The sequence below is a fragment of the Vibrio splendidus genome (genome assembly GCF_001557875.1).
GTDB lineage: Bacteria > Pseudomonadota > Gammaproteobacteria > Enterobacterales > Vibrionaceae > Vibrio > Vibrio splendidus_F.
In genome coordinates, this window is the sequence record NZ_LNRF01000003.1 from 351,405 (window position 1) to 377,541 (window position 26,137).

20 protein-coding genes are annotated in these 26,137 nt (G+C 43.9%); 10 read left to right on the forward strand and 10 right to left on the reverse strand.

The annotated features are described in order from the left end of the window. Positions 1-133 precede the first annotated feature (133 nt). On the forward strand, positions 134-1,681 hold the full coding sequence (locus tag ATB74_RS11045; protein WP_017063477.1) for a SulP family inorganic anion transporter: 1,548 nt from the start codon (positions 134-136) through the stop codon (positions 1,679-1,681). A 157-nt stretch (positions 1,682-1,838) separates the two neighbouring features. Here ATB74_RS11045 and ATB74_RS11050 read toward each other — a convergent pair whose 3' ends face one another. Continuing rightward, a complete protein-coding gene (locus tag ATB74_RS11050) occupies positions 1,839-2,288 on the reverse strand; it encodes a low molecular weight protein-tyrosine-phosphatase (RefSeq protein ID WP_061018512.1) in 450 nt (149 codons plus the stop codon). 84 nt (positions 2,289-2,372) lie between these two features. Here ATB74_RS11050 and cobO point away from each other — a divergent pair, with 84 nt between their 5' ends. After that, positions 2,373-2,978: a cob(I)yrinic acid a,c-diamide adenosyltransferase gene (cobO, locus tag ATB74_RS11055; RefSeq protein ID WP_061018514.1), complete on the forward strand. Its 606-nt coding sequence runs from the start codon at positions 2,373-2,375 to the stop codon at positions 2,976-2,978. Positions 2,979-3,199: 221 nt separating this feature from the next. Here the strand turns inward: cobO and ATB74_RS11060 are convergent, their stop codons facing one another. The 3 genes from ATB74_RS11060 to apbC all read right to left on the reverse strand — a co-directional run bounded on the left by ATB74_RS11060 (position 3,200) and on the right by apbC (position 7,408). Next, positions 3,200-5,326: an AsmA family protein gene (locus ATB74_RS11060; protein WP_061018516.1), complete on the reverse strand. Its 2,127-nt coding sequence runs from the start codon at positions 5,324-5,326 to the stop codon at positions 3,200-3,202. A gap of 106 nt (positions 5,327-5,432) precedes the next feature. Further along, positions 5,433-6,074: a uridine kinase gene (gene udk / locus ATB74_RS11065; protein ID WP_004734002.1), complete on the reverse strand. Its 642-nt coding sequence runs from the start codon at positions 6,072-6,074 to the stop codon at positions 5,433-5,435. A gap of 257 nt (positions 6,075-6,331) precedes the next feature. Beyond that, positions 6,332-7,408 (reverse strand): iron-sulfur cluster carrier protein ApbC, encoded by a 1,077-nt coding sequence (gene apbC, locus ATB74_RS11070; protein ID WP_009848619.1) that lies wholly within the window; start codon positions 7,406-7,408, stop codon positions 6,332-6,334. Positions 7,409-7,565: 157 nt separating this feature from the next. Here apbC and metG point away from each other — a divergent pair, with 157 nt between their 5' ends. Both metG and ATB74_RS11080 read left to right on the forward strand, forming a co-directional pair. Continuing rightward, positions 7,566-9,626, forward strand: a complete 2,061-nt coding sequence (metG, locus tag ATB74_RS11075; protein ID WP_017062160.1) for a methionine--tRNA ligase — start codon at positions 7,566-7,568, stop codon at positions 9,624-9,626. A gap of 220 nt (positions 9,627-9,846) precedes the next feature. Further along, positions 9,847-10,326, forward strand: a complete 480-nt coding sequence (locus ATB74_RS11080; protein WP_010437231.1) for a DUF1456 family protein — start codon at positions 9,847-9,849, stop codon at positions 10,324-10,326. A 167-nt stretch (positions 10,327-10,493) separates the two neighbouring features. On the opposite strand, the gene fadR is transcribed toward ATB74_RS11080, so the two are convergent. After that, positions 10,494-11,333, reverse strand: a complete 840-nt coding sequence (gene fadR, locus ATB74_RS11085; protein WP_060982306.1) for a fatty acid metabolism transcriptional regulator FadR — start codon at positions 11,331-11,333, stop codon at positions 10,494-10,496. Between the two features lie 640 nt (positions 11,334-11,973). Between fadR and nhaB the strand changes: the two genes are divergently transcribed. Continuing rightward, positions 11,974-13,566, forward strand: a complete 1,593-nt coding sequence (gene nhaB, locus ATB74_RS11090) for a Na(+)/H(+) antiporter NhaB (RefSeq protein WP_048659726.1) — start codon at positions 11,974-11,976, stop codon at positions 13,564-13,566. Between the two features lie 147 nt (positions 13,567-13,713). Continuing rightward, on the forward strand, positions 13,714-14,223 hold the full coding sequence (gene dsbB, locus ATB74_RS11095) for a disulfide bond formation protein DsbB (RefSeq protein WP_048617897.1): 510 nt from the start codon (positions 13,714-13,716) through the stop codon (positions 14,221-14,223). Between the two features lie 124 nt (positions 14,224-14,347). On the opposite strand, the gene ATB74_RS11100 is transcribed toward dsbB, so the two are convergent. After that, positions 14,348-14,968 carry an SEC-C metal-binding domain-containing protein gene (locus ATB74_RS11100; RefSeq protein WP_061018518.1) on the reverse strand — a complete coding sequence of 207 codons (621 nt, stop codon included), beginning with the start codon at positions 14,966-14,968 and terminating at the stop codon, positions 14,348-14,350. Positions 14,969-15,178: 210 nt separating this feature from the next. Between ATB74_RS11100 and ATB74_RS11105 the strand changes: the two genes are divergently transcribed. Continuing rightward, positions 15,179-15,733, forward strand: a complete 555-nt coding sequence (locus tag ATB74_RS11105; protein WP_061018520.1) for a prepilin-type N-terminal cleavage/methylation domain-containing protein — start codon at positions 15,179-15,181, stop codon at positions 15,731-15,733. Between the two features lie 71 nt (positions 15,734-15,804). Then, positions 15,805-16,761 carry a tRNA dihydrouridine(16) synthase DusC gene (gene dusC / locus ATB74_RS11110; RefSeq protein WP_060982302.1) on the forward strand — a complete coding sequence of 319 codons (957 nt, stop codon included), beginning with the start codon at positions 15,805-15,807 and terminating at the stop codon, positions 16,759-16,761. A gap of 30 nt (positions 16,762-16,791) precedes the next feature. Here the strand turns inward: dusC and ATB74_RS11115 are convergent, their stop codons facing one another. From ATB74_RS11115 to yfbV, 4 genes are all read right to left on the reverse strand, one after another. Next, on the reverse strand, positions 16,792-18,258 hold the full coding sequence (locus tag ATB74_RS11115) for a GGDEF domain-containing protein (RefSeq protein WP_061018522.1): 1,467 nt from the start codon (positions 18,256-18,258) through the stop codon (positions 16,792-16,794). 190 nt (positions 18,259-18,448) lie between these two features. Beyond that, positions 18,449-20,296 carry a maltodextrin glucosidase gene (malZ, locus tag ATB74_RS11120; protein ID WP_061018524.1) on the reverse strand — a complete coding sequence of 616 codons (1,848 nt, stop codon included), beginning with the start codon at positions 20,294-20,296 and terminating at the stop codon, positions 18,449-18,451. A gap of 197 nt (positions 20,297-20,493) precedes the next feature. After that, positions 20,494-21,459, reverse strand: coding sequence for an ABC transporter substrate-binding protein (locus ATB74_RS11125; protein WP_061018526.1), 966 nt, complete (start codon positions 21,457-21,459; stop codon positions 20,494-20,496). A 305-nt stretch (positions 21,460-21,764) separates the two neighbouring features. Further along, on the reverse strand, positions 21,765-22,217 hold the full coding sequence (gene yfbV / locus ATB74_RS11130) for a terminus macrodomain insulation protein YfbV (RefSeq protein WP_017099049.1): 453 nt from the start codon (positions 22,215-22,217) through the stop codon (positions 21,765-21,767). A 341-nt stretch (positions 22,218-22,558) separates the two neighbouring features. Between yfbV and ATB74_RS11135 the strand changes: the two genes are divergently transcribed. Beyond that, positions 22,559-23,755 (forward strand): acetate kinase, encoded by a 1,197-nt coding sequence (locus tag ATB74_RS11135; RefSeq protein ID WP_017107306.1) that lies wholly within the window; start codon positions 22,559-22,561, stop codon positions 23,753-23,755. 147 nt (positions 23,756-23,902) lie between these two features. Next, positions 23,903-26,068 carry a phosphate acetyltransferase gene (gene pta / locus ATB74_RS11140; protein ID WP_060982298.1) on the forward strand — a complete coding sequence of 722 codons (2,166 nt, stop codon included), beginning with the start codon at positions 23,903-23,905 and terminating at the stop codon, positions 26,066-26,068. Positions 26,069-26,137 lie beyond the last annotated feature (69 nt).

A 26,137-nucleotide genomic window follows, 5' to 3' on the forward strand; every position in this document is an offset into this window, starting at 1 on the left:
CTTAATCACATTTTTGGGTAGCATTCGCGCACTTATCTTTTCGACACTTCGCTATTGCCGCTCTTTTCCATCACTGTTTGGCTACGCAATACACCCGTGTCGGTAAATCCATCTTAAGCATAGCTGAGCAAACATGTTCGAATTCCCACAATTTTCAAAGCACTCTGTAAAGAATGACGTGCTTTCAGGTCTTACAGTAGCCCTAGCTCTGGTACCTGAAGCTGTAGCATTCGCCTTTGTTGCTGGCGTTGACCCAATGGTTGGTCTTTACGCAGCATTCATCGTAGGTTTAATCACTTCTGTCTTTGGCGGCCGTCCAGGTATGATTTCTGGTGCAACTGGCGCAATGGCCGTTGTTATGGTGAGCCTAGTGGCAACCCATGGTGTTCAATACCTATTCGCAGCCGTTATGCTGGCTGGCCTTCTGCAAATTGCAGCGGGTGTATTTAAACTCGGTAAATTTATCCGTATCGTTCCACACCCAGTAATGATTGGTTTCGTGAACGGTTTGGCAATTGTTATCTTCCTAGCTCAGCTTGGTCAATTTAAAGCGCCAGACGTAACAGGTGCGTTGACTTGGTTACCAAGCGGGCAAATGACACTAATGCTAGGTCTAGTAGCCCTTACAATGGCTATCATCCACTTCCTACCTAAGCTAACAACAGCAGTACCATCTTCATTGGTTGCTATTGTTACAGTAACAGCTTTGGTTGTAGGTCTTGACCTTGAAACTCGAACTGTTGTCGACTTCCTACGTACAATGTCTGGCGACGAAGCTGCAACGCTAGCGGGTTCTCTACCAACGTTCTCTATTCCCGCTGTTCCGTTTTCTTTTGAGACACTTCAGATCATCCTACCGTACGCAATTATCCTTGCGGCTATCGGCCTGATTGAATCTCTGCTGACACTGACAGTACTAGACGAAATGACAAACACTCGTGGTCAATCTAACCGTGAATGTGTTGGTCAAGGTATGGCTAACGTAACCTGTTCAGTATTTGGCGCGATGGGTGGTTGTGCGATGATCGGTCAATCGATGATCAACGTAAACTCAGGCGGTCGTGGTCGTCTTTCAGGTATTGTAGCGGCAGTTGCACTACTGATGTTCATCCTGTTCGGTTCTGCACTGATTGAAATGATTCCTCTAGCAGCACTTGTGGGCGTAATGTTCATGGTTGTTATCGGTACATTTGAATGGGCAACCTTCAAGCTTGCGCGTCGCGTTCCTAAGCAAGACTTCTTCGTTATCGTTCTTGTTACAGTAGTAACCGTACTGACTGACCTTGCGGTCGCTGTTGGTGTGGGTGTTGTGGCTTCAGCGTTAATGTTCGCTTGGCAACATGCTAAACACATCTACGCAGATACATCAGTAAACGCTGAAGGCTCTAAAGAGTATAAAGTTAACGGCCCAATATTCTTTGGTTCAACGGCTAACTTCCTAGAGTTATTTGACGCATACAACGATCCACAAGATGTCATCGTTGATTTCGCAAACTCACGCGTTACTGACCACTCTGCTATTGAAGCGATCGACACGATTGCTGACCGTTACGCGGCACTAGGTAAAACACTTCACCTTCGCCACCTAAGCCAAGACTGTGTTGCTATGCTGCACAAAGCAGGTAGCTTAGTTGAAGCGAACGTTGCAGAAGACCCAATCTACAAAGTAATGTCTAAGTAATCTTAGCTGTAGCTTTAAGTTAGATTTAGAAAGGCCGACATTCAATGTCGGCCTTTTTTATATCTATGTCCCGTCCTTAAATGTGTTTACACATTGAGGACGAATTATGATTACTTCGAATACTACCTACGTTAAAGGTACTCAGCGTGATTACACGCTACAATGAACGCAGTATCGCTTCGCTAGACTCTTCGATTAAATCCAACACCAATTCAAAGCCATTTCCCTCACCATAATAGGGATCGGGGACCTCTTGATATTGTGATTCTCCAAAGCTTAAAAATAACGCAAGCTTGTATTGGAGATGAGCTGGACACTGGCTCATTAAGTCGTCTAAATTGGCCCTATCTGCCGCGAGTATCAGGTCAAATTCTTCGAAGTCATTATCAACCACTTTACGAGAAGTAATCCCCTTAAAGCTGTAGCCTCGCTTCTCTCCTGCAGATTTCGAACGCGAGTCTGGCGGGTTGCCTTGATGAAAACCAATCGTCCCCGCAGAGTCGACCACAACGTCAATATCCAACTGTTGCGCTTTCTTCCTTAGTACTGCTTCACCTGTTGGTGAACGGCAAATATTCCCCATACAAACCACGAGTATCTTTTTCATCCCTAATCACCTGTTCTTCCGATGGTTTTTGCTATCGTTAAGTTAGGCTATGATAGGCGCAATCACAACTTAAAAGGATTTGTTATGTCGACTGAAGACAACAAAGAACAACGCCACAAAGCAAGACAACAAAAAGTAAAAGAACAAGTCGATGCTCGTGTCGCTGCAGCACAAGAAATAAAAGGCCTATTGTTGGTTATTACTGGTAACGGTAAAGGCAAATCAACATCAGGTTTTGGTACGATTACACGTGCAGTCGGTCATGGTAAGAAGTGTGCAGTGGCTCAGTTTGTAAAAGGGACTTGGGATAACGGCGAAAAGAACGTTCTTCAAAAGCTCGATGTAGAATTCCAAGTTATGGGTACCGGCTTTACTTGGGAAACTCAAAACAAGGCTCAAGATATCGAAGCCGCACAGCGCGTGTGGAAAGAGTGTCAGCGCATGCTAGCCGATGAGTCGATTGATGTGATTCTGTTTGATGAGCTAACTTACATGGTGAGTTATGGCTACATTGAACTGGATGAAGTAGTAGAAGCTCTAAACAACCGTCCGAAAATGCAATCAGTAATCATTACGGGACGTGGAGCGCACCGTACTTTAACGGACATGGCCGATACCGTGTCTGAAGTACGTAATGTGAAGCACGCATTCGAATCTGGTGTTAAAGCGCTTCAAGGCGTTGACTGGTAATCACATTCAACCAGAGATCCCCGACTCGGTCATTCTTCCCTATCTAGGATGACGACCACTAGACTGTCACGCCCTTGAACAAAGGACGAGTACCTGTCGTCATTCCCTAGAACGAGGTTCGGGTGTCATAGGGAATCTCTCTAAAATATTATAAGCATCCAAACAAAAGCGCCATTCCTACAACAGGAATGGCGCTTCTTTTATATACGAGTGAGAGAGGTTTAGTTAAAGAAACCTTTCAATAAGCCATCGACCGCTTCTTTGGTTTTCTCGTCTTTGATCTTGTCTGTTAACTTGTTCACACCACGATCAATTTCTTTCTGTGCTTTCTGTTTCAACACATCATCAAACACAAGTGCGAATTTCGGGTCAGCCCACTGGCCAGTTACTTTAATTGGGATAGTTACATCTTTCAGGTCGTCAATGCTCTTACCACCCTGACCTTCAAGCGAACCCACAATCGATGTACGAACAAGGAAGTCGACCGTTTCATTGATGAAGTTTGCTTTACCTTGGCCTGTCACACGTAACAGTGGCGACTGTGCAGATAAGTCGTTAGTTGAAACCCAACCTTTGTCGACCTTCAGCGTCGCTTTCATTGCACTGAAGTCCGTTTTTTGAGCTTCATTTGTGCTTTCAACTTTTTCGCCTTTGATCTTCGCGTAGTTTTCTCGAATCAGTTGAGCTACGTTGATGCCGTTAACTGCACCATCTTCAAAGTTAATCGCGATAGTACCGACCAAGTTTTTCTTAATACCTGTTGGAGTTAGGCTCTTACCTTTCACGTTAACATCGATATTACCCGTACCTTCCAGCATATCATTGTTCGCAACATCAACCAGTAACGGTTGTACTTTCACACCTTTGATTTTCTTCTTAGCTGTGTAAGTCGCTGGTGTTTTACGAGCGTCTAGCTTAGCAGTAGCAGAAATAGAACCTTGGTAAAGATTCGAGGTGAATGAGGTTAGTTCTGCGATACCACGGTTAACCGAAAATGCCGTTTTTACATTCTGCATCTTCGCGTTGTTCGCCTTGAACTTATCAATCGTAATGTCACCTTTCACGTCTAACGTTTTCAGAGCCGACAGATCAGGTTCCACTTCTTTAGCAGGAGCTGAGCTACCTGAGTTTGACGTTGAGCCACCAGCAGAACCAGAAGGAGCAGTGCTCGCTGTTTCTGTTGTATTGCCTAAGCCTAGGAACTCGTCCAAATCAATATTCGGGCTATGAAGAGAGAAACGAACCTTGGGTATTTCAGATAGGGTTACGTCTGCTTTACCGTCTAATGCAATAGCGTTAGCTTGTAGCTTCTCTAACACAAAGCTCAGGTGGCTCTTGTTAAGATCGAAGCTTAAATCGGACAGCATATCGACTTTCATTGGAGACTGAGGAAGCGTGTCACCTTTGAATGTTGAGTCTAACGTTAATTTGTTCAGCGTTACTTTTGAGATCGCGCTATCAACCGTAAGTTCACCGCCACCGTTAAGATCAAGGTCAAGGCCAGCCGCATTACCGACTACAGCGTAAGTCAGTTGGTTTACCTTATCGAACTCAAACGTATTCAAGCCAATTTTTGCTGACTCAATCGACGTCGCTGGATCATTGAACTTAGCGTTTAAATCAATGTTACGAAGTGCGTAACTTGCAAAGCCTTCAGCTAATTTGAATTCGGCACTGCCCTCCGCTGAGAACTTCTGTTGGTTGTTTTCACCAGAAGCCGCAAATGTCGCGGTTGTCCATGTATCAACGGCAAACTCAGAAAGGTTCAAAGATACATCGTATAGCTTAGTGAATGAACCCGCTTGCTTGTCGTCCATTTCAAACAATGCGTTTGAGACAGTTACACCTGCAAGGTTGATCGTCCAAGCAGATGCGTCTGTAGCACTTTGCTCTTGAGGGGCAGGTGTTGATTCAGAACTTGCGCCGGCGACAGGCTCAGACTCTTGAGGCGCTGACGCTTGCGTTAGCGCATCAATGTTCTTACGACCATCTTTAAGCGTTTCTAAGTAAAATTCTGCACCATCTAGAGTAATGTTGCCTATCTCTAGTTGGTTGCTAAATAGCGGAGTAACCGAAACATCAACGCCAACGGTATCAACCTTAAATAGGTTTGGTTGGGTGAACCCTTCAGGGTTACGTAATTCAGTTTGACCAAGCTCAAAGCCAATGGATGGGAAGAATTGCCAGCTGATATCCCCCTCGATCACGAGCTCTAGGCCTGTGTGTTTTTGGGCTTGTTCGACAATTAATGGCTTAAATTGGTTGGGATTCACTAACAGCACTAGTGCCAGAATTGCTGCAATTACAACAAACACTGGTACAGCTATGAAAATGAGTAGTTTCTTCATCCGCATATTCCTTGCTTAGATTCCAAAAGAAAGTGGCACTATAAAAGTGCCACTGATTCGGTAAAAAATAAAGCTAAGTGAGTCACTTAGGCAAAATTTTATTCGATTAAGACTTCAACAACTTCGCAATGTGCGCTTTTAGCACGTCAATCGCAATACGGTTTTTACCACCACGAGGAACGATGATGTCTGCATGTTGTTTTGAAGGCTCGATAAACTGCATGAACATTGGACGTACTGTTTCTTGGTATTGCTTAAGTACAGTGTCCATTGTACGACCACGCTCTTCTACATCACGCTTAACACGACGTAGTAGACAGATGTCTAATGGTGTATCCATAAACACACTTGCGTGCATTAGTTTACGAAGACGCGGGTCTGTTAGAAGCAGAATGCCCTCTAAAATGATCACTTTCTTTGGAGTAAGTGTAGTCGTTTCAGAAGTACGTGTGTGCTCTGTGTAGCTGTATTCAGGAACTTCTACGGCGTTGCCACTCATTAGCTGCTGTAGATGTTCACATAAAAGGTCATGATCTAGTGCATTTGGGTGATCGTAGTTAGTTTTAACACGCTCTTCCATACTCAAGTGGCTTTGGTCGCTGTAATAGCAATCTTCCGTGATAACACCAATTTGATGGTCGCCTACTTTTTCGCGCAATTCATTATAAATTGTACTAGCAATCAGACTTTTTCCTGAAGCTGAAGCGCCAGCGATACCTACGATGACACATTGATTATTATCAGACATTAATTTTGCACCCGATATGGTTTGGTGGTGGGAAGAGATAAACCGCCTGATTATAGGGGCTAAAGCACATAGATTCTAGTCGCGATTTTAGCTAATTGCAGTCAAATTGATGATCTCAATACATTTACTTAAGACAATCGTTTGCTTTCAAATAACTTGCCTACAACTATTTGCACAAGCCCAATGGCTATCAGCCTAAATCCAACCGCTGTTTATCTAGTCCAACATGATTTACACGACATTTAGAGTGGCCAACTTTATTCAACCATCGAGAAGTTAATCGCTTCTGGTCTCGCCTTACCGGTCCAAAACATCTTCGCAGCCACATTCTCAGCAAGCTCTAAGTAATGACGTGTATGTTCACTATCTGGACGACGAATCACCGTCGGACAACCTGCATCGATGTCTTCTCGCACATCAATATGAAGAGGGATCTGTGCTAAAATATCGAGGTAAAACTCTTCTGACATAGCTTCTGCACCACCAGCACCAAAGATATGCTCTTTCTCACCACAGTGACTACAAATATGATAGCTCATGTTTTCAACTAAGCCTGCGACTGGCACACTCACCTTATCAAACATCGCTACGCCTTTACGCGCATCCGCTAATGCCAAATCTTGAGGTGTAGTCACCACTACCGCGCCTGTCACTGGGATCTGTTGTGACAATGTCAGTTGAATATCACCCGTACCCGGTGGCATGTCGATAACAAGGTAATCCAACTCTGGCCATACGGTTTCATTAACAAGCTGCCCCAAAGCCTTAGCTGCCATTGGGCCTCGCCAGATTGCCGCATCGTCTTTCGACACAAGATAGCCAATAGAGTGAGTAAAAATGCCATGAGCCTCGATTGGCATCATCCATTTGTTGTTCTGTACTTCTGGTTTTGCGTCTAGCTGGCCGAGCATCATAGGCACTGATGGACCGTAGATATCCGCATCTAACAAACCCACTTTTGAACCAGACTTAGATAACGCAAGCGCAAGGTTAACTGACGTCGTCGATTTACCCACCCCACCCTTTGCCGACGTCACGGCGATTATGTTTTTAACACCCTTCAATGGCGTCGCGACTGTAGTTTCCAGCGCAGACGGCTTCACTTTCACTTCAAACTGAAAAGCGCTAACAAGCTGTTGTTCAATCTGAGAGTGGATCCACTGTTCCAATTCAACCGCGAGCTGATTAGCAGCAAAAGGCAAGGTGATAACAAATGATCCACGCGGATCTACCGATACAATATTTTGGTGTAGCGCCCACTCTGGGATGAGGATTGGTGACTCGAACTCATTCAACCATGAACAGAAATCTTGCTTAGAAGTAAAGTTACGCATTGGGGCTCCTTTTTTTATTTATGCTATCACCCACGAGATGAAGACTGAACCCCTAAAAAACTAAGGGAATCCTTTGTCTGATACCTTGGCGTATCACACGTTATAAAGTAGTATTACCTCTCAAATTTATACCTATCAAAAAAGCGAATTATTAAGTATGGCAACTGATCCAAGACAACTTTTGGTAACTTGTGCGCTTCCGTACGCTAACGGCTCTATTCACCTTGGCCATATGCTTGAGCATATCCAAGCTGATATCTGGGTTCGATACCAGCGTCTGCGTGGCAACACTGTAAACTTCATCTGTGCTGACGATGCTCACGGCACGCCAATTATGCTTAAAGCTCAACAGATGGGTATCACGCCAGAAGAGATGATCGCTGCTGTTAGTGAAGAGCACCAAAAAGACTTCGCTGGCTTTGATATCAGCTTTGATAACTACCACAGCACACACAGCGAAGAGAACCGTGAACTGGCTTCACACATCTACCTAGAACTTAAAAAGAACGGCTTCATTTCTAGCCGTACTATTTCTCAGCTTTTCGATCCTGAGAAAGAGATGTTCCTACCAGACCGCTTCGTAAAAGGTACTTGCCCTAAGTGTAAGTCAGAAGACCAGTATGGTGATAACTGTGATAACTGTGGTGAGACATACAGCCCAACTGAACTGATTAATCCTAAATCAGCGGTTTCTGGCGCAACTCCAGTAATGAAAGACTCTGAACACTTCTTCTTCGACCTACCTCAGTTCGAAAGCATGCTTAAAGAGTGGACTCGTTCTGGCTCTCTACAAAATGAAACTGCAAACAAAATGCAGGAATGGTTTGAGTCTGGCCTGCAACAGTGGGATATCTCACGTGATGCACCTTACTTTGGCTTTGAAATCCCAGGCGAAAAAGACAAGTTCTTCTACGTATGGCTAGACGCACCTGTTGGCTACATGGCTTCTTTCAAGAACCTATGTGACAAGCGTGACGATCTAAACTTCGATGAATACTGGAAGAAAGACAGCACAACTGAGCTGTACCACTTCATCGGCAAAGACATCGTTTACTTCCACAGCCTATTCTGGCCAGCAATGCTAGACGGCGCAGGTTTCCGTAAGCCAAACAATGTATTCGTACACGGCTACGTAACAGTGAATGGTGCGAAGATGTCTAAGTCGAAAGGCACATTCATCAAAGCGAGCACGTACCTAAACCACCTAGACCCTGAGTGTCTGCGTTACTACTACGCTGCGAAACTAAACAGCCGCATCGATGACCTTGACCTTAACCTTGAAGACTTCACTCAACGTGTAAACGCTGACGTAGTAAACAAGATTGTTAACCTAGCCTCTCGTAACGCTGGTTTCATCACTAAGCGTTTTGAAGGCAAGCTAGCTGCTGAATTTGCAGAACCTGAGCTATACAACGAATTCGTTGCTGCTGCTGAGCGTATCGGTGAGTTATACGAAACTCGTGAATTCAGCCGTGCGATTCGTGAAATCACTGCACTTGCGGATAAAGCGAACCAGTACATCGACGAAAAAGCACCTTGGGTTCTTGCAAAAGAAGAAGGCAAAGAAGCTGAGCTTCAGCAAGTGTCTTCTGTAGGTATTAACCTATTCCGCGTACTGATGGCTTACCTGAAACCAGTGATGCCAGAGCTTGCAGCTCGCACTGAAGCTTTCCTAAACGAAGAGCTTACGTGGGAAGCGATTGCGACTCCACTAACTGATCACGAGATCACTAAGTTCAAAGCACTATTCAACCGTATTGATCCTAAGAAAGTGGAAGCAATGGTTGAGTCTTCTAAAGAAGATGCAGCCGCTGAAGCAGCAGCAAAAGAAAAAGCAGAAGCTGAAAAAGAACAAGCAAGTCAAACTGAGCTAGACAAAGAACCAATCGCAGACGAGATTGAGTTCGATGCCTTTGCAGCAGTAGACATGCGTATTGCTCGTATCATCTCTTGTGAAGAAGTACCAAAAGCGAACAAACTACTGAAGTTCCAGCTGGACATCGGTGGTGAGACTCGCCAAGTATTCTCTGGCATCAAGTCAGCATACAAACCTGAAGAGCTCGAAGGCAAGCTAACCGTAATGGTAGCAAACCTAAAACCTCGTAAGATGAAGTTTGGTATGTCGGAAGGCATGATCCTAGCAGCGGGCCCTGGCGGCAGCGACCTATGGATCCTTGAGCCACACGAAGGTGCTCAACCTGGTATGCGTGTAATGTAATTCTGATTTCAGTCAGATAACAAGCACTCATAACTAAATCCCTAATGCACTTTTAACTTGAAAGAGTTAATAAGCATTGGGGATTTTTTATATCTACCGAAAATAAGCGTTCTCTGTTAGAGTCGCCGTCAACTATGCTATGTAGAGTAGAAATTGGTTTGTCGACGATAATGGACTAACCAACACCTCTTTACTCTAAAACCCTTTTTAGGAATTCCCAGTGACTAACAACGAAATCTTGCGTCGTATTCAACACGCACTAAACCTTAAAAACGCACAAATCATCAAAGCAATTGAACAAGCTGATGTAACTGTTGCTCATGACCAAGTGATTAACTGGTTAAAAGACGACAACGACAAGTCATGCTCTAAGATGAAAGATAAAGAGTTAGCGGTATTCCTAAATGGTTTCATCAACCTTAAGCGTGGCAAAAAAGAAGGCGAGCAACCTAAACCTGAAGTTGCACTGACTAACAACATGATCTTCATGAAGCTTCGTATCGCATTAAACATGAAAGCAGAAGATGTTTTGGACGTACTAGAAGTGGTTGGCATTAGCTTGAGCAAGTACGAAATCGGCGCTTACTTTCGCAAGCCAGAAAACAAAAACTACAAAGTGTGCGAAGACCAGCTACTTTGCGATTTTCTAAACGGTGTGCAATTTACCAACCGCCCAGACTCAGAAGAGTTTGCGGGGTAAGTTGCTACTCATAGATACGTTACTAGTTATAGGTAAGTATCTGCCCCACTGGTAAGTTCTAGCAACTATCAATAAATAAAAAGCGGCGAGATAATTGAATTATCTCGCCGCTTTTTCGTTTTTTTTACGTCACCGACTAAACAGGGACTACAAAGTAAACCTATGGCTTAGCTGTCGTCTTCTGTAAAGTTCGTTGGCAATGTCGTTTTCATTTCATTCCAAATTTGCGCACTTGCGATACCGTAGTTACGAATCACTAATGGCAAAGTTTCGCGCTCGCCACTTTCGCAGATAATGAACAACTCTTTATAAAAGTCCATCGCTAAACGTCGTGCTTCTGGGTTAGAGAAGTAGTAGCTACCGATACGGTCATACAGTTTACGTACACCGTTAAAGATCAGGCCGTAAATCTGGTTGCCTGAGTGAAATGCCAGACGCTGGAAAAGCATGTAATCATAGAAGTTGAAAGTCTTCGCGATTAAAATCGTCTGACGTTTCGCTTCATCTTTTTCCGAATCTTCTTTTACCGCTTGTTTGATCTTGTCAGCGTATGGCGATGATTCTAAGAACTCATCCCAAGTCGGTGCCGCAAGTAGCGCTTCACAAGATTCAATCACGTTACTGATCGTACGTTCTGAAGCTTCTTTATTTGCTTTAAATGCATAACGCATAAAGATCGGGCTGATATTCGTGCGCGCAGCAAGCAAATCTTCTACCATTTTGCTTGCGTTATCAACGTCTAACGTCATTAACGTATCTAGGATATGAAGACCTGAGGTTTCCATAAACTGGTTAACTTTAGTGGGTTTGCCGTGTTGGATTGTCAACCAACCGTCGCGAGCAAGACGTTGTAGTACTTCACGAAGCGTAGTACGTGTAACACCAATCAGCTCAGAAAGCTCACGCTCTGCGGGCAAGATAGAACCTGGAGGGAAACGGCCATTCCAAATACTTTCAATGATATACTTTTCTGCAAATCCTGCCGGGCTCTTCGCCTTAATGACCATCTACACTTCAATCCAATTTAATTATTCTGTTCTAATTTACTCATCATACCACTAGTTCACACCTAGCGGAAACACCCGCAAAAATTTTACTCACTCAAAATAGCAGTAGAGTTAAAACTCTAAAGTTCAGCACACGTTTGCACCCTAGATTTAGAAAGCAAGCGACTACAAATTACCATTTCAACAAATCATTAACACAACAAATTTTCTTTTAAATCAACTAGATTGGTCATATTTTCAAAGTTATTAATTTGCAATATTAAGTTGTAATAATCATATATAAACCGTCGTTATTCTGTAAATTTCAATCATTTCGCTGAAATATTGATTCTAGTCGGTTTTTATCACATTTTAAGTGGTATGCTTGCGCTACTTTGATCGCGTTTCTCAACAAAAAAGAGGTATTTTTAGGGCTACAGGGTTTTTCCTGTTGACTAAATGTTATCTAAGAGTAGAGTTGCGCTCAAAAATAAGCAGTGCTTGAGTTTCTAAGGGAGTGACTTGGCAAGACCACAGAACATTACATGGAATGTAGTTTTTCTAAGTCACTGTTAGTTATAGTTTTTAACAATTTCTATAGCTCGATTCTCAAAATGTTGTATTGCTTGTCTATTCATAATCAACATAAAAGAGTATTAACATGCCGATGTCTCTCGGAAACGCTTTTATCAAGAACTTCCTTGGTAAAGCTCCTGATTGGTATAAACTTGCCATCATTTCCTTTTTAATCATCAACCCGTTTGTTTTCTTCCTAGTTGACCCATTTGTTGCGGGCTGGCTGTTGGTGGTTGAGTTTATTTTCACTCTAGCTATGGCTCTAAAGTGCTACCCTCTTCAACCGGGTGGCTTATTGGCAATTCAAGCCGTCGCCATTGGCATGACCAAACCAGAAATGGTTTATCACGAGCTACAAGCAAACCTTCCAGTATTACTCTTACTTGTATTCATGGTTGCTGGTATCTACTTCATGAAAGAACTACTTCTGTTCATTTTCACGAAGATCCTGCTCGGCATCCAATCAAAAATCTTACTCTCTGTCGCTTTCTGTGTCGCTGCAGCGTTTTTGTCTGCCTTCCTAGATGCGCTGACAGTAATCGCTGTAGTTATTAGCGTTGCGGTAGGCTTCTACTCTATCTACCACAAGGTTGCATCGGGCAAAGGCACAACATCTGCGCACGATCATACTCATGATGAAGAGATCTCTGAACTAACTCGTGATGACCTAGAAAACTACCGTGCTTTCCTACGCTCACTGCTTATGCACGCCGGTGTTGGTACTGCACTAGGTGGCGTAATGACCATGGTAGGTGAACCACAAAACTTAGTAATTGCTAAGCAAGCGGGTTGGGAGTTCGGTGAATTTATCATCCGTATGCTGCCAGTAACACTGCCTGTTTTCTTCTGCGGTATTCTAACTTGTGCACTTGTCGAAAAATTCAAAGTGTTTGGTTACGGCGCAGAACTGCCAACGAATGTTCGCCAAATCTTAGTTGAGTTTGACAACAAAGAACGTGCAAACCGTACAAAGCAAGACGTAGCAAAACTATGGGTTCAGAGTGCAATCGCAGTTTGGCTGATTGTTGGCCTTGCGCTTCATGTCGCTGAAGTAGGTTTGATTGGCCTTTCAGTGATCATCTTGGCAACGGCATTTACTGGCGTTATCGAAGAGCACTCAATGGGTAAAGCCTTTGAAGAAGCACTGCCATTTACCGCACTTCTTGCCGTCTTTTTCGCGGTTGTTGCTGTAATCATCGACCAAGCTCTATTTAAGCCAGTAATCGATGCGGTACTTCACGTTGAAGATAAAGGCGCACAGCTCGCACTCTTCTATGTTGCCAACGGTATCTTGTCGATGGTTTCAGATAACGTATTCGTAGGTACGGTTTACATCAACGAAGTGAAAACTGCACTGGTTGAAGGCATCATCACTCGTGACCAGTTTGACCTACTTGCTGTTGCTATCAACACTGGTACTAACCTACCTTCTGTTGCTACACCAAATGGCCAGGCTGCATTCCTATTCCTATTAACATCAGCACTTGCTCCGTTAATTAGATTGTCTTACGGTCGCATGGTTATCATGGCGCTGCCATACACCATCGTATTGGCACTGGTTGGCCTAGCAGGCATTGTGTTCTTCGTAGAGCCAATGACAGCATGGTTCTACGATGCTGGTTGGATCATTCAACGCACTGGTGAAGTCGTTGCTCCAGTTATCTCTGGTGGTCACTAAGCTAAACACTGTGTCGCAAACCACAATAACTATAACTAACTAATCAAAAATATTAGTTGATTAGGAAACTTATCCAAGATAAAAAGCTCTGAGTAATCAGGGCTTTTTTATTTTATAGACGGGATTAAATTCGTGAACTTTTTTGCAATGCTTAAAGACTTCTCTAAGGGACGTTTATCTTGGCTTTTACTGCTGGCTTTTATTGTCTTTTTTGAGGCATGCGCTCTCTTCTTCCAACACGTGATGATGCTTGGCCCTTGCGTAATGTGCATCTATGAGCGCGTTGCGATGCTTGCTATCGGTGTTGCTGCAATCATTGGTGCTATCGCCCCTCATAACCCAATATCACGTTGGTTAGGCCTTGCTGGCTGGGGATTTGGTGCATACAAAGGTTTGACGCTAGCTTTAGAACATGTTGACTACCAGTTTAATCCGTCTCCTTTTGCGACTTGTGATCTGTTCGTGACTTTCCCAAGCTGGGCACCTTTAAACCAATGGGCTCCGTGGATGTTTGAGGCTTACGGCGACTGCAGCAAAGTTGTGTGGCAGTTTTTAGAACTTTCGATGCCACAATGGCTTGTGATTATCTTCGCCGGTAACTTAGTTGCTTTCGGTTTTGTAGTGATTTCTCAATTCGTTAAATCAAAGAATGACTAACAATTAGCTCATCATCTTCAAAAACAAAAAAGTCGACCCAAAGATCGACTTTTTATTACTTAAATTTTTAGCACTTAAAGAAAGTCTGTTATTCACTCAAGCTAAGTTGCTCAACAATCCTAGGTTAGCTGTTTTTACCGCAGCATTGTTTAAACTTCTTGCCGCTCTCACAAGGGCACAGGTCGTTTCGACCAATATCTTTAAACGGGTTCACGCTCTGGGATTTATTGCCCAGCATCGCTTCATCCGCTGCCATAGCCACTTCTGAAATCATCAGATCGACTTGACCCACTAAATCGGCAAGCGATGGTGGGTTAGTAAGCCCTGCAGCGATCATTTGTTGTTGAGTTTGTTCTTCATCAATCGCCAACATCAACGTTGTTAGGAGCGCTTGCAACATGCGCAGAGTGCCATCCGCAACGGTCACGCTCTGCCACTGCTCTTCCACTGTTGGCCAAACCATCATGAAGCCTTCAGAAAAATCGGCGAACTGCTCGTTAAAGTCACCTTCAGCCAAGACGTCTGTCAGTAAATATTCATTACGCTGAATCAGGTTGTGTTGACGGTTAATCTGTTCTGTAACCGTTGTTACCAGCTCTTTACCCGCTTCAGGCGCTACGATAGCAATCCATTCTTCAGGATCGAGTGGCTTTGTCGCTAAGTTCGACGCAAGGATTGCACCTTCCATAAACTGCGGAGTAATGTCTGTGATTGATTCAGGTAGGCTTAATAATTGATATGTCATGAAAGCTCTGGATATTGGGCATTTTCGATATTATAACGCCATACTCACCAAGATGTCGCCAACCACTTTCCTCTGTTTTCTCGCAAACAAACTTACGCAAACCATTGCTATTCAAATATCATCGACATTTTACTTATTTCGCTTTGATAATCAGAATATTGGGTGTAAAACGCCCACTGAAACATTCAGTTACATATAGGCGTATTCATCATGAAATTAAAGTCCCAAGGTTTTACATTACTCGAACTTATTGTGGTGGTCGTTATTTTGGGTGTATTAGCGGTAACCGCTGCGCCTCGTTTTCTTGGTGTTCAGCGGGATGCTCATGAAGCATTGGCACAAGGTGCGTTTTCAGCATTTAGAAATAGTATCGATATGTATCACTCGCAATGGCTTGTCGATGGTGAGCCTGCTTTTGATCAAGTGGTGAATTATGGTGAAGGTGATGTATATCCGTCAGAAACTGGGTTTCCAATCTCAGTTCTTGATACTCCGCCAGTTGAGACTCCACAAGTTAGCGGTGACCAATGTGTGGCACTTTGGAACTCTTTGATTGATTCTGATTTGGTCGCTCGTTCTCAATACGATACTGGCTTTATTTTGCCTTCCGATGAAGCCATTGTTAGTTGGTATACTGGAACACCCGAATGCTATTACTACTACACTCCAAGCTTTACAAGCTCTGAACGTTTACCCATTCTCTATTATTCACCAATTACCGGAGAAGTAAGAGTAACTCGAGAAATGGCGAACACCGCTCCTTAGTGACAATCTAGCTAACACGCCGTACAATCACGCCTCGAATTTTTCGGTTCATTCAGTTTTGGTAAAGCAGCATGCGCGTAATACTTGGCCCTATGGAGGGCGTTCTAGACCACCTAATGCGTGAGATTCTTACAGAGATCAATGATTACGATCTCTGTGTGACAGAATTTGTGCGCGTCGTTGATCAACTTCTTCCTCCACATGTTTTCCATCGTATTTGCCCTGAGCTGCATCAAGGTTCTCAGACCATGGCGGGTGTTCCAATCCACCTACAGCTTCTAGGACAACATCCAAACTGGATGGCCGAAAATGCCTTCCAAGCAGCCAATTTAGGTGCTAAAGGCATTGATCTTAATTTTGGTTGCCCAGCAAAGGCGGTAAACAAAAGTAATGGTGGAGCTTCACTGCTCAAAGAGCCAGAGCTTATCTATCAAGTGGTCAAATCCTGCCGAGAAGCGGTACCAGCGCACATTCCTGTGTCCGCAAAGATTCGATTAGGTTGGGAGCATCCGGAAGAGTGCTTTGAAATTGTCGATGCCATCGAACAAGCTAAAGCTGACGAACTCACCGTGCACGCAAGAACCAAAGTTGGCGGCTATAAAGCTAGCGAAATTAAATGGGATTACATCAATCAAATAAGAGAGAAAACTTCTCTACCCTTGATTGCTAACGGGGAAATCTGGAACTATCAAGATGGTCAAGATTGCATAGAAGCTACAGGCGTCGATTCATTGATGGTCTGCCGTGGTGCTTTCAATATTCCAAACCTTGGTAACGTCGTTAAGCACAACCACCAGAAAATGCCGTGGGATAAAGTCATTGAACTTTTGCTGCGCTATTCAGAGTTTCAAATTAAAGGGGACAAAGGTATGTACTACCCCAATAGAGTGAAGCAGTGGTTTGTTTATTTAAGTAAAGGCTACCCTGAAGCGAACGAACTGTTTAAAGAAATTCGCACTTTCAAGAAGGCGCCGCCGATTGTAGAACGTCTTCAACGTTATCAAGAAGAACGCCGCCAACCTGTTTAAGATGAAGCGCTTAACGATTCAACAGTGTGGCTAAAATTCTAGACGGTCTTTACCCGTCGTCTTAGCCACGTACAGCTTTTCATCGGCGTACTTAAATATCTCATCGAAATTAAGTTTACTTTGCTCAGTTTCAACAATGCAAACACCGCCAGATATCGTAAATCCATTTGGAATAATGTCGGCTGAAGTGGAACAAATCGCATTCTTCACCCGCTCTAAAGTTCTCATCAAAGTTTCACGATCTTCGCCTTTCATGTAAACGACAAACTCTTCACCGCCAAACCGTGCAGCTACGTCACTGCTCCGTACACTGTTACTTATCTGACGTGACATATAACGAATCACATCATCACCCTTGTCGTGGCCGTAGGTGTCGTTAATTAACTTAAAATCATCGATATCAAATACAGTTAAGGCAAACAGTTGATCGTGCTCTACGCTGCGCCAGAATGCTTCTAAGCCGCGGCGATTCAATAAACCTGTCATAGGGTCTTTGGCTGCGAGATCTTTGAAGTAACCACGTTCTATATTGGAATTAACGTAAAAGAAAATAGTTACAGAGAATAGATACACGATGATGGCAACAATAAGGCTGTCTTTCTCGTAGAGAAAAAAATGCTCCACTTCTTTGGCAAAATCCAATTCGTAATACATCGCATGATGGGACGCTACACCATCCAACTTGATCTCGTGATAAAAAGCCGCAGAGTCTATCGGATTAACTAAAGTCGTATCGATGATATCTATTCGACCTGCAAGATGCTCATTCGAGTTTGCAAGTAACTTATCAGCATCAATGTCAACGGAAAGCATCCCTTGATGAACACCTTGGTGGAACACAGGAATCGTCATGCTTATTACGCGGTCAAGAGAATCAAACCGATAAGTAGGGCCGGATAGTGTTAACTGTTCTGGGTTATTGGCTGTCTTTTGCCAATACGGGCGACTTTTTATAGTCGACAGCAATTCCTTGCTCAGCCCTTTAGCAAAGTCTTCCGGTGAAGAGATAACATAACCACTTGTGGCAATGAAATGTACACCATCGTGATACTCATCAAGCTGGGACAGAAATGAAAGAATAGGTGCGAGCGCAATCTTTTCTGATGCACTTTTGTAGCTGTCGCTGCTATCCGAACACAGGGACTCTTCACCAATCAGCATATAATCAATATCAACAGAGGGGATATCAGAGGTTTTTCCATCAGCGAGCAGTAGCACATCGATAGGCCAAATACGGCAGAGGCCATCGATCACCTGCTTGTTGTGGTCAAGGAAAAGAGGGTTAGCAGATTTGTAATAATTAGAGAAACTGTAGTCTAAGGCTGTGACAACTTTCGAGGTTCGGTTAAACGCATCTTCAATACGGTGAAACTCACTACTGATATCTTTTTCTACCGCGTCAAAATGATTCTTTCCTATTAGGCCAAGTAACATCGCGGCGATCACTGCGGGAAACCCGAAGACAAAGGTAAGACTAAAGTGCCTATTTACTTTCATATAATGTGCTCTTAGCGCTCAGCTACTTTCATTTGCCCCGTTAATATTATTACATTAATTGTCATTTCCCTCGAGGTAAAATAGTGTAAGTTGATATGAATTAGACCTTACCACTGAACAAAAGGTGCCTTTTGATAACGAACCCTGCAGTAAACAGGATTCGCGAACACAGTTTTAGGAAGCCTTAAATTCAATAAGTTACCACGTCATAAACCATAGCTTGCATTGCTGGGACAGCAATCTCAACGCTGCCATTAACAATTAGCGTGCCCTTCATCTGGCCTAACAACTCAACCAACTTCCCTTGCTCTTGCCCAAGCATCCACACAGGCAAAGACAACAGCTTTTCATCTTGTGATAAGTTCAGCACAACCAGTGTCTTTTCGCCCTTAAGACAGCGCGTAAACACTAAAGTCTCAGTATCACAATATAACTCTAAGTAGGCGCCACTTTGTAAGCTGTGACGTTCTGTTCTTAGTTTTATCAACGCTTGATGGAATGGAAACCAAGCCGAAGAGTGTTCCTTTCCCCAAGGGAAGCATCTTCGGTTATCCGGGTCTTGCCCGCCTTCCACTCCCACTTCTGTCCCGTAGTATAGACACGGGGTGCCGACATAGGTAAACAGCAAAGTCAGCGCCAACTTTTGTTTAGCCTGGTCGCCACCCAGTAGCGTCAGTAGTCGAGCCGTATCATGACTGTCCAGTTGATTTAACTGTGATAGCTGATTCAGCCATGGAACCTTCGCCCTCGCTTCAGCTAACCAATCAGAGAAATCTAACATATCAATTTCAATCGGCTCGTACGCGATGTCTTGCTTAGCCAATAGCGCACGTACTGGGTGAGCAAAACCATAATAGTTCATCGATCCGTCTTCTTGTGCCCCCTGTAACCACGATGTAGCCTCGAAGAAGTGCTCTCCTAATATGTAGGCTTCCGAATTCTCGGCTTTTGCTGAATTTCGAAATGCTTCCACATAATGCGCATTGTTATAAGCGCCCTCACCCTCGCCTAACATGTGAATCACATCGAAGCGCCACCCATCGACATTATAAGGTGCTTTCAACCAGTGCTTTATCACAGAGTCTGGTGATTGGTATATGTAATCTCGCACGGAAGCGTTGGAAAAGTTTAAGACAGGAAGAGAACTAATCCCTTTCCAACCGACATATTGTTGAGGATTGTCAGGGGCGAAAAAATAGTAGTCGTGAAATGCCGAGCCTGGGTCGTCATAGGCACCCGATCCTGTCACTTTCAGCTTATCGAACCAAGGGTGCTCGACAGAGGTGTGATTAAACACAGCATCTAGAACGATTCTCATATCACGTTTGTGAATGTCATTTGAAAGTGCAGCGAACTCGTCATTGGTTCCGAAATGCGAGTCGATGTTGTAGTAATCCGTTGTATCGTATTTATGATTACTAGGGGACTGAAAAATTGGATTGAGATACAGAGCGGTGATACCTAGGTCTTGTAGATAATCTAACTTGCTATGAATGCCTGCGAGATCGCCACCGAAGAACTCCGCAGCACCGGTTCCATTATGTCCTTCAACAGAGTCACCCCACTCTTTCACCACGACATCTAAAGTATCTTCTTTTAGGCGATACTCTCCAGCTTTAACGCTGATACTTGGGTTGCCGTTACAAAAACGTTCAGGGAAGATTTGATAGAAGACTTGCTCCGACACCCATGATGGTGGTCGATGGTGGATATTAAACTTAAAGTGAAACTCACGACTAGAAACACGGCGATGTACGCCTTTCGCATCAAGCCAGTACTGGCTCTTTGAATCGACAAGCTTGAACGCATAGTGAGTAACGCTTCTGTCTGTATTAGCTGCAAATGAGACTTGCCACAGCGTCAACCGCCCTTCAGTACCAACTCGCGTCATGTCGAGTAGATATTCTTCATTATCCGGCTCGTGCCTCAGCTGAACCTTATGCCAGTCATTGCGTTCAGATACTAATGTTACGGTTAAGACACCATCTTTTTCGTGGAAATAATCACAAGTTTGAGCATGAAAGATAAATGGATTCATAGCGGTTCTCGAGCAATGTTTATTTTGCTTAAGATATTAAATATTTCTTTGACCACAATGAGAAAAATAACATCAGTCAAAGTAGATCACGTTTTGTAGATCCACTTTGTTTAAAGCAAGTCGATTTCTCTCAAAATGATCAAATGAGTCGCTCATTTATCATTTCTTAAAGGGAGATCTAATTTAGAATTATTTTATCAACGGCTAATTATCGCTCGCTCGATCACAGACTGAGGCACTGTCACACCAAGCCCATGAGCAGCATCCAAATTCACAACCAATTGAGAACTCTGAGCGGTTTTGACACTCAGCTTGCCCGGCTTTTGTCCGTTCAGAATTGCCGCTACATAATCGGCGGTTTGCATCCCAACGTCGTAATAATCTAGGCCTAAACCAGCAATCGCTCCTTTCCCTACATAAGAAGTCGTTCCCGCAACCACAGGTGTGCCTGCATGGTTTGCCGCCTCAATAAGTCCTTCGATACCACTTGCAACCGTGTTGTCGGTGAGCGCATAGATAACATCAGACTTCAGGGCAACCGATTCGGCTTTTTCTTCTACATCATCAATGGTAAGCGCTTTTTCGGTGTGAAGTGTATAACCGAAATCTCGGGTCGCCTTTCTCAATAACCCAACTAACGCAACGGCATTCGCTTCGGCAGGGTTATAAACCACACCGATTGAACTTGCCTTAGGAAGAAGCTCTTTAATAAGGGAAACGTGTTGGGAGATCGGCGATAAGTCTGAAAGGCCTGTGACATTTCGTCCCGGTTTTTCTAACTGTTTGACAAGCCTTGCGCCGATTGGATCGGTGACTGCGGTAAACACGATAGGTATCGATCGAGTCGCAGAGACTAAAGCTTGTGAAGTCGGGGTAGCAATGCCGACTAACACGTGGGGGTTTTCGCTGACTAACTCTCTGGCGATTTTTGCTGCCTGAGCGGGATTGCCATCAGCTATTTCATAAGAGAATTCTAGATTTTTACCCGGCTCGTAACCTTTGGCTCTCAATCCTTCAAGAAGCCCTTGACGTGTCGCATTCAAATCTGGATGGTCGACAACTTGTGAAACCGACACTTTGGCAACGTTCGCCATTACATTGCTAGTACATAGTAACAACAAACAGCTTAAAACCGCTGCCAATACCTTTCTTACAGAACTCATTATCACTCCCTGAATCAAGCTCTACTCGTTATTACTCGCTCAAAGAGAACAACATCAAAATCACTATTGACATTATTACCAGTAACCATTGATAACTTGAAGCGATATTTAACAAAAACACAACAAGGCTCGAATTGTGTGATAAAAAGCGAGGTTGGTTATTTGAATGGTAAGAGACAGGTTGAATATCGAATAAACAAAATGAATAAAAGGCAAGCGAAGTCAATAACAAAGAGGAGCAAAGCTGAGAACAAGCCACCAATGTTGAATAGTTGTTCTCAGATAAGAGGGGGAATTGAGATTTTTTAGAACCAACGTTCCATTGAAGACTTATCTAACTGGCGAAATGCACGATTCAAAATAATCGCCAATTCTTTGTAACGAGGACGCGACTTCATAGGCTCTAACGCAAACCCTGTTTCAGTAATTTTCTCATGCAATTCGCGATACCACGAGACTAATGCAGGAGGAAGTTGTGTATTTGAGCGATTGCCCAACCACCACATACCTTGAAGCGGCAAACTGATTGCAAACAAAGCCATAACCACAGCTTGTGGCATCGCTTGGTAATTATTAAAGACCATTTGTGTGAGAACACTAATTGCAGCTATCGCGGGCATAACTTTTACACCAAAACGCGTCGCTTTAATAATGCGCTGTTCAGGGAAGATCGCGTTTAACTCTTTTCGGACGGGCCAGAGATCCATGTACTTTTGGCCATCTTTTAAACTACTAGCTAAACCAACTCTATTGCTCATATGAGTCTCCCATTAAAAAAAAGTTGAAACCATCAACTAAAAACACAAAAATTTGACGAAAAATAATATTCTTTCAAATTTTTTTGTTATATTTGCACAATATCGCTATTATTTGCAGACCTCAATCTCATTGTTGCCCTTATTTACAATTTAAGCAACTTTGAGAAGACTTCTGCAAGGAATGCACAAGCCTCTTTTTGATAAAGGGTGCTTTCACTTTATACGGAAATTAACGTTTTTTTGACCAAGGTTAGTACGCAAGCCTATGTGCTTCGACTATTCTTGAGATTAATTTTCATCCTTAACTGATTTCGATCAGAAAAATAAACAGGTAGTCATTAATGTCTAAGCTAGTTTTAGTTTTAAACTGTGGTAGTTCTTCTCTTAAATTCGCTGTTGTTGATGCAGAAACAGGTGCTGAGCACCTAACTGGTCTTGCTGAGTGTCTTGGTCTTCCAGAAGCTCGTATGAAGTGGAAACTTGATGGTAAGCATGAAGCACAACTAGGCGCGGGCGCAGCTCACGTAGAAGCACTATCTTTCATGGTAGAAACTATTCTTGCTTCTAAGCCTGAGCTTAAAGCTAACCTTGGCGCTATCGGTCACCGTATCGTACACGGTGGCGAGCAGTTCACTTCTTCTGCACTTATCACAGATGAAGTTCTTAAGGGTATTCAAGACGCTGCGACTTTCGCACCTCTTCACAACCCAGCTCACCTTATCGGTATCGAAGCGGCTCAACAGAACTTCCCTGGTCTACAAAACGTTGCTGTATTTGACACTGCGTTCCACCAAACAATGCCTTCTGAGTCTTACCTATACGCTCTACCGTACAACCTGTACAAAGAGCACGGCATCCGTCGTTACGGCATGCACGGTACTTCTCACCTATTCATCACTCGTGAAGTTGCAGGCCTACTAAACAAGCCAGTTGAAGAAGTTAACATCATCAACTGTCACCTAGGTAACGGCGCTTCTGTATGTGCTATCAAGAACGGTCAATCTGTAGATACTTCTATGGGTCTTACTCCTCTTGAAGGTCTTGTAATGGGTACTCGTTGTGGTGACCTAGATCCTGCGATCATCTTCCACCTACACGACGCTCTTGGTTACTCTGTTGAAGAAATCAACAACATGCTAACTAAAGAGTCTGGTCTAGCTGGTCTAACTGAAGTGACTTCTGACTGTCGTTTCGTTGAAGACAACTACGGTGAGAAAGAAGAAGCAACTCGTGCAATGGACGTATTCTGTCACCGTCTAGCTAAGTACGTTGCTGGTTACACTGCAACTCTAGAAGGTCGTCTAGACGCAATCACTTTCACTGGCGGCATCGGCGAGAACTCTGGCCCAATCCGTGAAATGGTTCTTAACCGCCTAGGCATCTTCGGTATCGAAGTTGACGGTGAAGCTAACCTTAAAGCTCGTTTCGGCGGCGAAGGTACTATCACTACAGCTAACAGCCGTATCCCTGCAATGGTTATCTCTACTAACGAAGAGCTAGTAATTGCTGAAGACACTGCGAAACTAGCAGGTCTTTAATTGATTTTCCTGACTAGCTTCACTCGAAGCTAGTCAGTTTTTCATATTAAGAAAATGGGGCTCAACTTCTATTCCTACCCCAATTTAAATATCGGTGGGAATAGCAGTTGAGCTTTTTTTATTTCCAATAGTCAAAGGTGTTCGTCAATGTCACGTACTATTATGCTTATCCCTACAAGCGCTGGTGTTGGTCTTACTAGTGTTAGCATGGGTGTTCTTCGCGCTATGGAGCGTAAAGGCGTAAGTGTTTCTTTCTATAAGCCAATCGCTCAACCTCGTAGCGGTGGTAACCAACCAGATCTAACGTCTACTATCATCAGCGCAAACAGCGACATTAAGATTGGTGAGCCAATCGCAATGACTAAAGCTGAAGCTTTGATCGGTAGCGAGAAAATGGACGTACTTCTTGAGTCTGTTGTTGAGCAATACAACAAAATCAACAAAGACGCAGAAGTAACGCTAATCGAAGGCCTAGTACCTACTCGTAAGCACCCATTTGCAAACCAAGTAAATGCGGAAATCGCAAAAACACTTGGTGCGGAGATCGTATTCGTTGCGACTCCTGGTACTGACAACCCTACGCAACTTAAAGAGCGTATCGAAGTAGCATGTTCTAACTTCGGCGGTACTAAGAACAAGAACATTAAAGGTGTAATCATCAACAAGCTTAACGCTCCTGTTGATGAAGCTGGCCGTACTCGCCCTGACCTATCTGAAATCTTTGACGATGCAGACACAGCTCAGCAAGCGAACCTTGAAGTAATGCAAATCTTCAACTCAAGTCCTATCCGTGTTCTTGGTTGTGTGCCATGGAGCATCGACCTAATCGCAACTCGTGCGATTGATATGGCTAAGCACCTTAATGCTGAAATCGTTAACGAAGGTGAGATTGCTACTCGTCGTATTAAGAGCATCACTTTCTGTGCACGTTCTCTACCGCACATGATTGAGCACTTCAAACCAGGTTCACTGCTAGTAACTTCTGCAGACCGTCCTGACGTTATCGTTGCTGCGGCTCTTGCTGCGAAAAACGGTGTTGAGATTGGCGCAATCCTACTTACTGGCGGTTACGACATTCCAGAAAGCATTGCTAACCTTTGTGCACCAGCATTCGCTTCAGGTCTACCTATCTTCAAAGCTCAAGGTAACACTTGGCAGACGTCTCTTAACCTACAGAGCTTCAACCTAGAAGTTCCTGCAGACGATAAAGAGCGTATTGAGTTCGTTAACGATCACGTTGCAAGCCACATTGATGGCCCTTGGATTGATTCTCTATCTGAAGGTACTCAAGGTATCCGTCGTCTTAGCCCACCAGCATTCCGTTACCAACTAACTGAATTTGCTCGTAAAGCAGCTAAGCGTATCGTTCTTCCTGAAGGTGATGAGCCACGTACAGTTAAAGCTGCGGCTATCTGTGCTGAGCGCGGTATCGCAACGTGTGTACTTCTAGGTAACCCTGAAGAAATCCGTCGCGTTGCTGCACAGCAAGGTGTTGAGCTTGGCGCTGGCGTTGAGATCATCGATTCTGCATCAGTTCGCGAAAACTACGTAGCTCGTCTAGTAGAACTTCGTGGCGCTAAAGGTATGACTGAAGTTGTAGCTCGTGAGAAGCTAGAAGATTCTGTATTCCTAGGTACTATGATGCTTGAAGCTGGCGAAGTTGACGGCCTAGTTTCTGGTGCTGTTCACACAACGGCGAACACAATCGTTCCTCCGTTCCAGATCATCAAGACTGCTCCTGATGCTTCTATCGTATCTTCAATCTTCTTCATGCTTCTGCCTGATCAAGTGCTTGTATACGGTGACTGTGCGATCAACCCAGATCCAACAGCTGAACAGCTTGCTGAAATCGCTATCCAATCTGCAGACTCTGCTGCGGCATTCGGTATCGACCCACGCGTTGCTATGATCTCTTACTCTACAGGTGAATCTGGTAAGGGTGCAGACGTAGATAAAGTACGTGAAGCAACGAAGCTTGCTCAAGAGAAACGTCCTGATCTAGTGATCGACGGCCCTCTACAGTACGACGCAGCAATCATGGAAAACGTAGCCGCTTCTAAAGCGCCTAACTCTCCAGTTGCAGGTAAAGCGACAGTATTCGTATTCCCAGACCTAAACACGGGTAACACGACTTACAAAGCTGTACAGCGTTCAGCAGACCTAGTGTCTATCGGTCCAATGCTTCAAGGTATGCGCAAGCCAGTAAATGACTTGTCTCGTGGCGCTCTAGTAGACGACATCGTTTACACAGTAGCTCTAACGGCTATCCAAGCAGACCAAGCAGCTCAAGCTGAAGAAAAAGTAATTAACTAATTTTTCTTTTGTAGAAAGCAAAAACCCTAGATTTTTATCTAGGGTTTTTTATGTCTGACAGATATGTTT